Origin of the sequence: Micromonospora sp. DT201 (genome assembly GCF_049841575.1) — a bacterium.
Lineage (GTDB): Bacteria > Actinomycetota > Actinomycetes > Mycobacteriales > Micromonosporaceae > Micromonospora.
Window position 1 is genome coordinate 70790 of the sequence record NZ_JBNCKP010000003.1, and the last position, 12199, is coordinate 82988.

Genomic DNA, 12199 nt, shown 5'->3' on the forward strand with positions numbered 1-12199 from the left:
TCGCCGACATGGAAAGCCCCGATCAGCGCCCCTTCTCCGGCGCCCAGTGGACCATCTCCGCCGCCGGCCACGAGGCCGTCATCGTGGAGGTGGGCGGTGGGCTTCGGACGTACCGGCACGATGGTGTCGACCTGGTCGACGGGTTCGAGACCGACGAGGTCTGCCCCGGCTGCGCCGGGCAGGTGCTGGCGCCCTGGCCGAACCGGATCCGCGATGGCCGCTACTCGTTCGGGGAGCGGGCGCACCAGCTCCCGCTGACCGAGCCGGAGCGGCACGTGGCCATCCACGGGCTGGTCAACTGGGTTCCGTGGCGTCTGTTGGAGCAGTCGGAGGACGCGGTGACGGTCGGCTACGACCTTCCGCCGCAGCCCGGCTACCCGTGGCCGTTGCGGTTGCTCAGCCGGTGGAGCGTCAGTGCGGACGGGCTGCGTGCCGAGCACGAGGTGACCAACATCGGCGGGGAGGCGGCGCCGTTCGGCTTCTCCGTGCACCCGTACCTGCAACTGCCGGGCGTCGCGGTCGACGACCTGGTCATGCGGCTGCCGACCCGTACCCGGCTGTTGGTGGACGGCCGGTTGCTGCCGGTCGGTGCGACCCCGGTGGCCGGCACCGAGTACGACTGGACCAGCCCGCGCCGGATCGGTCCCGCTGAGCTGGACCTCTGCTTCGGTGACGTGATCCGCGACGCCGACGGTGGCTCGTCGGTGAGCCTGTCCGGGCCGGACGACGCGGTCGGGGTGAGCATCTGGGCGGATGCCGAATTCGGCTGGTGGCAGGTGTTCACCGGCGATGCGCTCATCGGTGAGCGGCACCGCCGCTCGGTGGCGATCGAGCCGATGACCTGCCCCCCGGACGCGTTCCGTTCGGGCAGGGACGTGCTCACGCTCAAGCCCGGCACGACCTGGCGGGGTGCCTGGGGCATCCGGCCCGGGGCCTGATGGAGTTCGCCGAGGTCGTCCGGCGTCGGCGGATGGTGCGCAACTACGACCCGGACCGCCCGGTCCCGCCCGACGTGGTGGAGCGACTGCTCGACCACGCGGTCCGTGCCCCGTCGGCCGGGTTCGCCCAGGGTTGGGGCTTCCTGGTGCTGGAGGAGCCGGCCGACCGGGAGCGGTTCTGGGCCGCCGCCACACCGGATGGCGGTGGACGGGAGCGCTGGCTGGCGGGGATGCGCCGGGCACCTCTGATCGTGGTGCCACACGCGAACGAGTCGGCCTATCTGCAGCGTTACGCCGAGCCGGACAAGGGTTGGACGGATCGGTCGACCGATCGCTGGCCGGTGCCGTACTGGCACGTGGATACCGGCTTCGCGGCGCTGCTGATGCTGCTCACCGCTGTGGACGAGGGGCTGGGGGCGTGTTTCTTCGGCATTGCGCCACAGCGGCTCGCCACCTACCGGGACGCGTTCGGCGTGCCGGCGGAGTACCAGCCCATTGGAGCCGTCACAATCGGTTACCGGGCGCCTGACCATCGGTCACCTTCGCTGCGCCGTGGGCGTCGTGGAGTGGACGAGGTGGTGCGGCGCGGCCGGTGGAGCTGAGTACGACGTCCCGTTCGTCCGGTTGAGGATCGGACGAGCGGTAGCGAAACTGACATCAGGGAGCAGAACGCAGCGTGCGCTGGGCGGCTAGGCTGGCACGGTCATCGGTGCCGCGACGCGCGGTGCCCGCCGCGGCCCGGCTCGGCGCTGTCGGTCGGCCCGGCCACGGGGAGGGGAGCGTGCCGTCGTGATCTTCAGAGCGGTCCGGGACGGGCGTCCCTACCCGGAGCACAACCTGACCCTCAAGCAGTGGGCGGAGATTCCGCCCCGCCCGCTGCGCCTGGATCAGATGATCACCACTAAGCGTGAGTTGGCGCTCGACAAGCTTCTCGCCGAGGATTCCACCTTCTACGGTGACCTCTTCCCGCACGTCGTGCAGTGGAACGGCGGGCTCTACCTGGAGGACGGGCTGCACCGGGCATTGCGTGCCGCTCTCCAGCAGCGCAACCAGATCCACGCGCGGGTGCTGGTGCTCTCCGAGCCGATCGAGTGACGAGCCCTTCTTTCGCGCGCTGAACCTTCGTTAGGGTGGCGTCCATGACCGCTCCGCTCGACCTCCTCGACCTGGACCCGTCGCTCAGCGAGGAGGAGCGGCAGATCCGCGACGTCGTCCGCCAACTCCTTGACGACCGGGTACGGCCGCACGTCGCCGACTGGTACGAGGACGGCCGGGTGCCCGCCCGAGAGTTGGCCCGCGAGTTCGGCAAGCTCGGTCTGCTCGGCATGCACCTGACCGGCTACGGCTGCGCCGGCGCCTCCGCCGTCGCGTACGGGCTGGCCTGCCAGGAGTTGGAAGCCAGCGACTCCGGCGTCCGTTCCCTGGTCTCGGTGCAGGGCTCGCTCGCCATGTTCGCCATCTGGCGCTACGGCAGCGAGGAGCAGAAGCAACGCTGGCTGCCGTCGATGGCCACCGGTGAGGCGATCGGCTGCTTCGGCCTGACCGAACCGGACCACGGCTCCGACCCTGCCTCGATGGCCACCAGGGCCCGCCGCGACGGCGACGACTGGGTGCTCACCGGCGGAAAGATGTGGATCACCAACGCGCCGATCGCCGACGTCGCGGTGATCTGGGCGCGTACCGACGAAGGCGTACGAGGCTTCCTCGTCCCGATGGACGAGCCCGGTGTCACGGCCCGGGAGATCCGCCGCAAGATGTCGCTGCGCGCATCGGTGACCGGCGAGATCGTGCTCGACGACGTCCGGCTCCCGGCCGACGCCCAACTACCCGAGGCGATCGGGCTCAAAGCGCCGCTGAGCTGCCTCACCGAGGCCAGGTACGGCATCGTCTGGGGCGCGGTCGGCGCCGCCCGTGACTGTCTGGAAACCACCCTGGCGTACGCCACCACCCGCACCCAGTTCGGTCGCCCGCTGGCGGGCTTCCAGCTCACCCAGGCGAAGCTCGCCGACATGGCCGTCGAGTTGGTGAAGGGTCAACTGCTCGCGCTGCACCTGGGCCGGTTGGCCGACGCCCACCGGCTGCGGCCCGATCAGGTCAGCGTGGGCAAGCTGAACAACGTGCGGGAGGCCCTCGCCATCGCCCGGCAGTGCCGCACCATCCTCGGTGCCAACGGCGTTTCCGGTGAATACCCGGTGATGAGGCACGCCAACAACCTGGAGAGCGTGCTGACCTACGAGGGCACCTCCGAAATCCACCAACTCGTCGTCGGGCAGCGGCTCACTGGGTTGTCCGCGTTCGCCTGACCTGCGCATTTACGTTTATCGCCCGCTCAACGCGCGGCTGTCGTACGGGGGCCGTACCGTCATTGACAGAGGACGTGTCTGACGAGGACGGTGAGCGTGATGGCCCGCGATGCTGGCGTCAACGAGCCCACGAGGGAGTTCCCCGGTTACCCGACCGGTGACGATCTCAAGGAGCGGTCGGCCGCGACACTCGAGCCGACCACGAATACACCGGGTGGCTCCGGAGGATCTGACGGCCCCGTCGGCCCGGCGACCGGTGGCGGTGGTGCGGGCGCCCGTGGCCTACTCCTGCTGCTCGGCGCTGCCGCGCTGGCCGTGGTCGTGCTGCTGGGCATTCAGGCGACCGGCTTCCTGCCGGATTTCCGCAACCCGTTCGCCAAGGAGCAGACCGACCGCAGCCAGCCGCCGCTGCTGAAGTCGATCCAGGACCTCAGCCGCTACGTGGCCGCCGAGGGCAACTTCCAGGTCGTGGTCGACACCCAGAACGACCGGCGCAACGTTCCAGATTTCCTGCTCAACGAGCGCACCCTGTTCGTCGGGGCCGGCAGTGTCGAGGCGTACGTCGACTTCACCAAGATTGGTGAGGGTGCCGTCGTCCAGTCCGCCGACGGCAAGTCCGTCGAGATCAAGTTGCCCGCGCCGCAGCTCGGCGAGACCAACCTGGACATGGAGAAGAGCTACGTCTTCGCGGAGGAGCGGGGTCTGCTCAACCGGCTTGGTGACCTGGTCGGCAACGACCCCAACCGGCAGCAGCAGATCTATCTGCTCGCGGAGGACCGGATCACCACCGCCGCCCGGGACAGCGGGCTCTCCGCCCGCGCCGAGGAAAACACTCGCAAGATGCTGGAGGGGCTGCTGCGCTCCCTCGGCTACCAGCAGATCACGGTCACCTACACGGCCGCCTGAGCTGCCACACCCCGTAACGCCGAAGCGCCCGCTCCGACTGTCGTCGCATGATCTACACGAGGTCGGCGATGTGGGGGTATCGCGGTGCTCGGATACCCCCATGTCGCCGATGTGGAGTGGATCATGGCGGGATCGGCACCTGTTCGGTGCCGCCTTGAAGGGGCCGCCTTGAAGGGCTGGTGCCGACGGAGGATCAGTGCTGGGTGGAGGCCAGGTAGCGGTCCTCGTTCGGCATCAGGACCCACAGCACGACGTAGACGATCACCTGGGTGCCGGGCAGCAGCAGGGACAGCAGGAACAGAAGCCGGACCATGAACGGCGAGGTGTTGAACCGGCGGGCCAGGCCGGCGCAGACACCGGCGATCATGCGCCCCTCGCGGGGCCGGACCAGTTTGCGACTCATCGTCGTACTCCCACTCTGCGGCGGTGCGCCGCGTCTGCAATCCACGGTAGACAGGGGTGGCCAGCTCGCCCTCGGTCTCGAGGAGGATCGGCAACTCGTGGACCCGTAGGTGCTTTACCCGGGCCGCCCCTCCCTGACGCCCCTGGAGAAAGCCAAAGCCGGAGCCGGTCAAGATCGTGCTTGAGCCTGGATGTAGTGGCCTCGGGGGCGGCGGAGACCACCGGGACCTGGATCGAGCGTGATCTTCTGGTAGCGGGAAGACGGCGGTCAGGTGCCCGCCTTCGAGCGGAGGGCTGGGCGCTGATCTGGGCGGGTAGGCTGGCTGATCGGGCACCCACACCCCCGGGTGACCGGCACCACACAGCCACGAGCGGGGCCGCCAGACCGGTGGCCACGACCGGGTCGGATCCCGTACGCCGGGCCGACGGCGAGGAAGCGCAGCCATGATCAGTGTTTTCGACCTCTTCAGCGTCGGCATCGGGCCGTCCAGCTCGCACACGGTGGGGCCGATGCGGGCCGCGCGCACGTTCGTTGCCGGGCTCAAGGCCGACGGGCTGCTCACCGACACCGCGCGGGTGCAGGCTGAGCTGTTCGGCTCGCTGGGTGCCACCGGGCACGGCCACGGCAGCGGCCCGGCGGTGCTGCTCGGGTTGGCGGGCGAGTCGCCGGAGACCGTCGACACGGACACCGTCGGCCCTCGGGTCGAGCGGATCCGGGCCGAGCGGCGGATCAACATCCTCGACGCGCACGAGATCGACTTTGACCCGGATCGGGACCTGACGCTGCACCGCCGCCGGTCGCTGCCGTACCACCCGAACGGGATGACCTTCGCGGCCTACGACCGGGCCGGCGCCGAGCTGCGCAGCCGCACCTACTACTCAGTCGGTGGCGGTTTCGTGGTGGACGAGGCGGCGGCGGGCGCAGACCGGATCAAGCCGGACAGCACGGTAGTGCGGTACCCCTTCCTGACCGGGGCGCAACTGCTGGAGCAGACCACCGCCACCGGCCTGTCGATCAGCGAGGTGATGCTGGCCAACGAGCGTTCCTGGCGCAGCGAGGCGGACATTCGGGCCGGTCTGCTGGAGATCTGGCGGGTCATGCAGGAGTGCGTGCAGGCCGGTTGCGAGCGGGACGGCGTACTCCCTGGTGGGTTGAAGGTTCGGCGGCGTGCGGCGGAGCTGCGGCGCGGCCTGGAGGCGGACGCCGGGACGACCGACCCGCTGCACGCGATGGACTGGGTGACGCTGTTCGCTCTCGCGGTCAACGAGGAGAACGCGGCGGGCGGCCGGGTGGTCACCGCGCCGACCAACGGCGCTGCGGGGATCATTCCGGCGGTGCTGCACTACTACACCCGGTTCGTGCCGAGCGCCGATGACGACGGCGTCGTGCGGTTCCTGCTGGCGGCCGGTGCGATCGGCGTGCTGTTCAAGGAGAACGCGTCGATCTCCGGCGCGGAGGTCGGCTGCCAGGGTGAGGTTGGGTCGGCGTGCTCGATGGCGGCGGCGGGGCTGGCCGAGGCGCTCGGTGGCACCCCGGAGCAGGTGGAGAACGCGGCCGAGATCGGGATGGAGCACAACCTCGGGTTGACCTGTGACCCGGTGGGTGGCCTGGTGCAGATCCCCTGCATCGAGCGGAACGCGGTGGCTAGCATCAAGGCGATCACGGCCGCACGGCTGGCGCTGCGCGGCGATGGCGTGCACGCGGTGTCGCTGGACAAGGTCATCAAGACCATGCGGGAGACGGGCGCCGACATGAAGGTCAAATACAAGGAGACGGCGCGTGGCGGTCTGGCCGTCAATGTGATCGAGTGCTGAGTCCAGCCGATTCGGGGCATTCGTTCACCGACTGCTAACCTGTCGTCCGTTTCAGGAGGCGGGAGGCTCGCGGTGACCTCTGGCGTCGCGGCCCTGTGGTCGCACCGTAACTCGCTGCGCATCCTGGTCAGGCGGGACCTGGCGGTCAAGTACCAGCAGTCGGTGCTTGGCTACTTCTGGTCGTTGATCGAGCCGCTCGGCATGGGTGCCATCTACTGGTTCGTGTTCGGGGTGCTCTACTCCTCCGACACCGGTCGGCACCTCGGCGAGGCGGCCGGGTCCTACCCGCTGTTCCTGATCACCGGAATCTTCGCCTGGATGTGGACCAGTTCGGCGCTGAGCGAGGCGACCAACGCGCTGACCGGCCAGTCCCGGCTGATCACCACGATGAACGTGCCGCGTCAGGTCTTCCCGATCGGCCGGGTCACCGGCCGGTTCGCCGAGTACGCTGCCGGCCTGCCGATCCTGATCGCCATCGCGGTGATCTACGCGGTGCACGGTCGGATCCATCCGGGCTGGTCGCTGCTGTCCCTGCCGCTCGCGGTCGCACTGCAGTTGGTCCTGTTGACCGGGATCGCCCTGCTGCTGTCCGCGTGGAACGTGCTGATGCGCGACGTGGAACGGTTCATGCGGCTGATCATCCGGGTGCTGTTCTACGCCACGCCGATCATCTATCCGCTCAGCCTGGTCCGGGAGTCCGACCTGCCCGGCTGGCTGAAGGTGGTGTACGAGTTGAACCCGCTGGTCGGGATCTTCCAGCTGCACCATGCGATCTGGTACCCGGATGAGTTCCCGGACGCCCGGCTGCTCGCCACCACGGCCGTCGGCAGCCTGCTGGTGTTGGCCGTCGGCTGGTGGTCGTTCCGCCGGTTGGAACCTGCCGTGCTCAAGGAACTTTGAGATGGCCGCGCCGATCATCGAGGCCGACGGACTGGGCATCCGGTTCGTCCGCAACCGTCGCCGCCAACTGCGGCTGCGGGAATTGTTCATCCACCGGGGTGGACGGGGTGCCCTGCCGGGCCAGTTCTGGCCGCTGCGCGACGTGTCGTTCACCGCCGAGCCCGGCGAGACCATCGGTGTGATCGGCCGCAACGGCACCGGCAAGAGCACCCTGCTGCGGCTGATCGCCGGGGTGCTCATCCCGGACGAGGGCACCATCCGGGTGCACGGTGCGGTGGCACCGTTGCTGGAGTTGTCCGCCGGTTTCTCCAACGACCTGACCGGGCGGGAGAACCTGCACCTGGTCGGTGGGCTGCACGGGCTGTCGACGAGCTATCTGAAGGGCCACTTCGACGAGATCGTCGAGTTCGCCGGTGAGCAGGTGGAGCGGGCCATCGACACGTCGGTGCGGCACTACTCGTCGGGGATGAAGGTGCGGCTGGGCTTCGCCATCATCTCGCACCTGCCGCATCCGATTCTGCTGATGGACGAGGTGACCGCGGTCGGAGACGCGGAGTTCCGCAAGAAGTGCTACGCAACGATTGATCGTCTGCTCGGGGAGGGGCGCACGCTGGTGCTGGTGTCACACAACGAAAAGGACCTGACCCGGTTCTGCCGTCGGGGGTTGTACCTCGACGCGGGCCGGTTGACGCTCGACGGCACGATCGCCGAGGCACTCGACGCGTACCACGCCGCGGTCCCGCGGTGACGCTCGCGATCGTGCTCGCCGCCGGGACGCCCGCGGCGGGCCTGACCACCGCGACCGGCGAGCCGCTGGCCGATCGCCTGGCCGCACAGTTGCGCCGGGCCGGGGCGGACGAGGTGCGCTTCGCCGCGAACCTGGACGAGTTGACCGCGCTTGTCGACACCGCCACCGCCCCCGTGCTGATCACCGGCACCGACCTGGTCGCGCACACCGCCGTACTGCGGCACCTGGCCACCAGCCCGGTGGGGCCCACGGTGGCGCTGGTGCTCGGCGACCCGCCGGTGTCCGGGCGGAGCGCCGTGCGGGAGGAACGCGGCCAGGTGGTCGACGCCGGCGCGGCGGCCGCCCTCGACGGGGACGTCACGGGCGTGTTCGGCGGTGCGTTGCGGGTCGGTGTGGACGACCTGCCGACCCTCTCCGCCGCCGCGCGGGCGGCGGGCACCCCCGGGCCCGCAGTGGACCGGCTCTTCGCGGGTCTCGCGGCGCTCGGCACTCTGATCTTCGCCCAGCGGGTACGCCTGCTCGTCGCGCATCGGGTCGAGGACGCGGCCGGGCTAGCCGCTGCCGAGGCGGCGGTGGCCGCCGTCGATGAGGACCGGGCCGAGCTGCGGCTGTCGGTGAAGGAGAAGGACGACTTCTTCACCACCTACTTCGTCAGCACCTGGTCGCCGCAGGTGGTGCGGTTGTCGGCCCGGCTCCGGCTCACCCCGACCGGGGTGACGGCGATCTCGGTGCTCTTCGCGCTGGCGGCGGCGGTGCTGTTCGGGGTCGGCGGGCGACCCGCCCTGGTCAGCGGTGCGGTGCTGCTCTATCTCGGCTTCGTGCTGGACTGCGTGGACGGCCAGTTGGCCCGCTACACCCGACACTTCAGCGCGTGGGGCGGCTGGCTGGACACGATGGCCGACCGCGCCAAGGAATACCTGGTCTACGCCGGGCTGGGCTTCGGGGTGAGCCACGCCGGGCTGGGTAACGGGTGGGCGCTGGCGATCGCCGCGATGACGTTGCAGACCGTCCGGCACATGACCGACACCTGGTACGGGGTGCTGCACGACGAGGCGGCCCGTCGACCGCGTACGGCGACGGGTGCTGGCGGCGGGATCGGTGACCGGCTCAACGCGGCGTCGACCCGGGTGCAGGCCGACACCGGCTCGGTGTCGTACTGGCTGAAGCGGACCGTCGTCTTCCCGATCGGCGAGCGGTGGGCGCTGATCGCGCTGACCGTGGCGCTGTTCAATCCACTGGTCAGCCTGATCGCGGTGCTGGTCTGGGGTGCGTTGGCGTTCGCGTACACCGGGGCTCTGCGGACGCTGCGCGCCCGCTGGATGTGGGTGCCGGTGCTGGACACGGTCGATGCCACCCTGCACCGCGACGACGGGCCGTTGGCCCGCCGGCTGCCGGTGGTCCGCCCGATGGGGCCACTCACCCTGGCGGTGATCGCCGCGCTCGGCCCGGCGGTGCTGCTGGTCGCGGCGCTGCTGAGCGACGCGCCCGACGGGCTGCGCTGGGCGGTGCCGTTGGTGCTGCTGGTGCTGCTGGTCGGCGGCCTGGGTGCCGGGGCGGCGCACAACGGGCCGCTGGACTGGCTGGTGCCTGCGGCGTTGCGAGCCGCCGAGTACCTGTTCGCCATCGCGGTCGGGGTGGTTGGTGACGTGCCAGGTTGGCTGATCTTCGGGTACGTCTTCGTGCTCACCGTGCACCACTACGACCTGACCGCCCGGCTGGAGAAACGGCAGGCGGCACCACCTCTGCACGTGGCCACGCTGGGCTGGGACGGGCGTTGCGCTCTGCTGGCCCTCGCGGTGATTGTCGGCGCGGCAGGTGTTGGGCTGGCTACACTCGGTGCGTACCTTCTCGTGGTTTTCGTGGTGAGCGTCGTCCTGGCCTGGTTCGTCCGACCGGCCCGTAGCGCGCGGGCTTCGGTCGCGCCGGTGGGCGCTGGAGGTGCCGCGCCACGCTGACGGAGGGACGGCCGGATGACCCTGATCAGTTTCGTGGTACCGGCCTTCCGGGTGCAGGGATACCTGCGCGAATGCCTGGACTCGATCCTCGGCCAGCCGGAGACCGACATCGAGTTGATCGCCGTCGACGACTGCTCGCCGGACGCCAGCGGCGACATCATCGACGAGTACGCGGCCCGCGACCAGCGGGTCCGCTCGGTCCGGCTGCCGGAGAACGTTGGCCTCGGTCCAGCCCGCAACATCGGGCTGGACCGGGCCGTCGGCGAGTACGTGTGGTTCCTCGACGGCGACGACTGGCTGGCCCCGGAGTGCCTGACGGAGGTCGCCGAGCGGTTGCGCGGCACCCACCCGGACGTGCTGCTGGTCGACCACGTCCGCACCCACTGGAACGACACCGCCACCCGCAGTGCCATGGCTGAGGTGTTCCCGGAGTCACCCGGCGTGGGCACCTTCCGGCTGCGGGACCGGCCGGAGGCGATGCGGCTGCTGCACACCGCGTGGAACCGGCTGGTCCGCCGGGAGTTCCTGGTCGACTTGGGGCTGCGCTTCGCGCCCGGCTGGTACGAGGATGTCTCGTTCAGTTACCCGGTGCTGATGGCGGCGCAGCGGATCGGCGTACTGGATCGGGTCTGCGTCAACTATCGGCAACGCCGCGCCGGCGCGATCACCCGGACCCGGGGGGACCGGCACTTCGAGGTCTTCCCCCAGTGGCACCGGGTCTTCCACCTGATGGATTCGTGGGGGTCGACGACGGACGCCCTGCGGCCGGCGGTCTTCGAGCGGATGATCTGGCACTACCTGACCGTGCTCGGCAACGGCCAGCGGATCGCCCCCGGGTTGCGGCCGGCGTTCTTCGCGCAGATCACCGCCGACTACGAACGCTGGCTGCCGCCGGGTGGCTATCCGGTGCCGGACGGGGTGGAGGGAATCAAGCACCGGCTCGTCGCCTCCGGCCGGTGGCGCACCTTCAGCGCGTTGCGGGCCGCCAGCCGGGCCCGCGACACCGCCCGCAGGAAGGCCCGCGCCGCCCGGCGTCGCGTTGGCCCGGTCGCTCGGCGCGGCGCCCGGCTGACCCGCGACGGCATGCTGCGCGAGTACTACCGGGCGGAGCTGCGTCGGCCGATCGATCCGATGCTCGCGGTGTACGCCGCCTACTGGTACCGGGGGTACTCCTGCAACCCGGCGGCGATCTACGAGGTCGCCCGCCAGTTGGCACCGGGGGTGCGCGGGGTGTGGATCGTGCGTCGGGACCGGGTGGACACCGTGCCGGACGGGGTGGAGTACGTCGTCGCCGGCACCCCGGCGTACTTCCGGGTGCTCGCCCGCGCCCGGTGGTTGGTCAACAACGTCAACTTTCCGGACTTCGTCCGGAAGCGACCCGAGCAGGTGCACCTGCAGACCCACCACGGCACACCGGTCAAGGTGATGGGCCTGGACCAGCAGCGCTACCCGATCGGCGCGGGCCGGATGAACTTCGCCGGGCTGCTGCGCCGGGTGGACCGCTGGGATTACAGCGTCAGCGCGAACAGCTTCACCACCCAGATGTGGGATCGGGCGTACCCGGCCACGTACACGACCCTGGAGGTGGGCTACCCGCGCAACGATCGCCTGGTCACAGCCGGGCCGGAGGAGGTACGCCGGCTACGCGCGGAGTTCGGCCTGGACCCCGACGAGCAGGTCGTGTTGTACGCCCCGACGCACCGCGAGCACCTCCCCGGCTACCGGCCGCCGTTCGACCCGGACCAGTTCGTGCGGGCGCTGGGTGACTCGGGCCGGCTGCTGATGCGCAGCCACTACTTCCACGATCGTGACCGACGTCCCGGCCAGCCGAAGGACTGGGAGCGGGTGCGCGATGTCAGCGGCTACCAGCGGGTGGAGGATCTCTACCTGATGGCGGACGTATTGGTCACGGACTACTCGTCGGCGATGTTCGACTATGCGGTGCTGGACCGGCCGATCGTGCTCTACACCCCGGACTGGGAGGCGTACCGGCTGGCCCGGGGTGTCTACTTCGATGTGACATCCGAGCCGCCGGGCGCGGTGGCCACCACTTTCGCCGATCTGCTCGACCTGTTCCGCACCGACGCCGTGCGCTCGGAAGCGGCAGCCAAGGCCCGCGAGCACTTTCGAGGCCGGTTCTGCACATTGGACGACGGGCGTGCGGCGGAGCGGGTGGTGCGCCAGGTGTTCTTGGGCGAGCCGAGCGAGCGGTCGTCGCGCTGCTGATCGTCC

Annotated in this window: 11 protein-coding genes; 10 read left to right on the forward strand and 1 reads right to left on the reverse strand. The window is 70.1% G+C overall.

All coding sequences use genetic code 11. From position 1 onward, the window contains the following. The first annotated feature begins 8 nt into the window (after positions 1-8). From ACLQ28_RS07270 to ACLQ28_RS07290, 5 genes are all read left to right on the forward strand, one after another. Entirely contained in the window at positions 9-938 is a 930-nt protein-coding gene (locus ACLQ28_RS07270; RefSeq protein ID WP_425685424.1) for an aldose 1-epimerase family protein, read from the forward strand. Next, positions 938-1540, forward strand: coding sequence for a nitroreductase family protein (locus ACLQ28_RS07275; RefSeq protein WP_425685425.1), 603 nt, complete (start codon positions 938-940; stop codon positions 1538-1540). Before ACLQ28_RS07270 ends, ACLQ28_RS07275 begins: the two co-directional genes overlap by 1 nt. A 187-nt stretch (positions 1541-1727) precedes the next feature. Next, positions 1728-2033, forward strand: coding sequence for a type II toxin-antitoxin system VapB family antitoxin (locus ACLQ28_RS07280; RefSeq protein ID WP_030329612.1), 306 nt, complete (start codon positions 1728-1730; stop codon positions 2031-2033). Between the two features lie 44 nt (positions 2034-2077). Continuing rightward, entirely contained in the window at positions 2078-3241 is a 1164-nt protein-coding gene (locus ACLQ28_RS07285) for an acyl-CoA dehydrogenase family protein (RefSeq protein ID WP_425685426.1), read from the forward strand. Between the two features lie 99 nt (positions 3242-3340). Then, on the forward strand, positions 3341-4147 hold the full coding sequence (locus tag ACLQ28_RS07290; RefSeq protein ID WP_425685427.1) for a DUF4230 domain-containing protein: 807 nt from the start codon (positions 3341-3343) through the stop codon (positions 4145-4147). Between the two features lie 193 nt (positions 4148-4340). Here ACLQ28_RS07290 and ACLQ28_RS07295 read toward each other — a convergent pair whose 3' ends face one another. Beyond that, positions 4341-4550: a PspC domain-containing protein gene (locus tag ACLQ28_RS07295; RefSeq protein ID WP_425685428.1), complete on the reverse strand. Its 210-nt coding sequence runs from the start codon at positions 4548-4550 to the stop codon at positions 4341-4343. Between the two features lie 443 nt (positions 4551-4993). Between ACLQ28_RS07295 and ACLQ28_RS07300 the strand changes: the two genes are divergently transcribed. From ACLQ28_RS07300 to ACLQ28_RS07320, 5 genes are all read left to right on the forward strand, one after another. Further along, positions 4994-6364 carry an L-serine ammonia-lyase gene (locus tag ACLQ28_RS07300; protein ID WP_425685429.1) on the forward strand — a complete coding sequence of 457 codons (1371 nt, stop codon included), beginning with the start codon at positions 4994-4996 and terminating at the stop codon, positions 6362-6364. 72 nt (positions 6365-6436) lie between these two features. After that, entirely contained in the window at positions 6437-7264 is an 828-nt protein-coding gene (locus ACLQ28_RS07305) for an ABC transporter permease (RefSeq protein ID WP_425685430.1), read from the forward strand. Position 7265: 1 nt separating this feature from the next. Then, entirely contained in the window at positions 7266-8012 is a 747-nt protein-coding gene (locus ACLQ28_RS07310; protein WP_425685431.1) for an ABC transporter ATP-binding protein, read from the forward strand. After that, positions 8009-9967 carry a DUF5941 domain-containing protein gene (locus ACLQ28_RS07315; protein WP_425685432.1) on the forward strand — a complete coding sequence of 653 codons (1959 nt, stop codon included), beginning with the start codon at positions 8009-8011 and terminating at the stop codon, positions 9965-9967. The genes ACLQ28_RS07310 and ACLQ28_RS07315 overlap by 4 nt, the downstream gene beginning before the upstream one ends. 15 nt (positions 9968-9982) lie before the next feature. Continuing rightward, complete coding sequence (locus tag ACLQ28_RS07320; protein WP_425685433.1) at positions 9983-12193, forward strand: bifunctional glycosyltransferase/CDP-glycerol:glycerophosphate glycerophosphotransferase; 2211 nt, start codon at positions 9983-9985, stop codon at positions 12191-12193. Positions 12194-12199 lie beyond the last annotated feature (6 nt).

Coding starts and splice junctions, on each gene's coding strand:
- ACLQ28_RS07270 (WP_425685424.1), top strand. CDS start 9: ATGGAAAGCCCCGATCAGCGCCCCTTCTCCGGCGCCCAGTGGACCATC.
- ACLQ28_RS07275 (WP_425685425.1), top strand. CDS start 938: ATGGAGTTCGCCGAGGTCGTCCGGCGTCGGCGGATGGTGCGCAACTAC.
- ACLQ28_RS07285 (WP_425685426.1), top strand. CDS start 2,078: ATGACCGCTCCGCTCGACCTCCTCGACCTGGACCCGTCGCTCAGCGAG.
- ACLQ28_RS07290 (WP_425685427.1), top strand. CDS start 3,341: ATGGCCCGCGATGCTGGCGTCAACGAGCCCACGAGGGAGTTCCCCGGT.
- ACLQ28_RS07295 (WP_425685428.1), bottom strand. CDS start 4,550: ATGAGTCGCAAACTGGTCCGGCCCCGCGAGGGGCGCATGATCGCCGGT.
- ACLQ28_RS07300 (WP_425685429.1), top strand. CDS start 4,994: ATGATCAGTGTTTTCGACCTCTTCAGCGTCGGCATCGGGCCGTCCAGC.
- ACLQ28_RS07310 (WP_425685431.1), top strand. CDS start 7,266: ATGGCCGCGCCGATCATCGAGGCCGACGGACTGGGCATCCGGTTCGTC.
- ACLQ28_RS07320 (WP_425685433.1), top strand. CDS start 9,983: ATGACCCTGATCAGTTTCGTGGTACCGGCCTTCCGGGTGCAGGGATAC.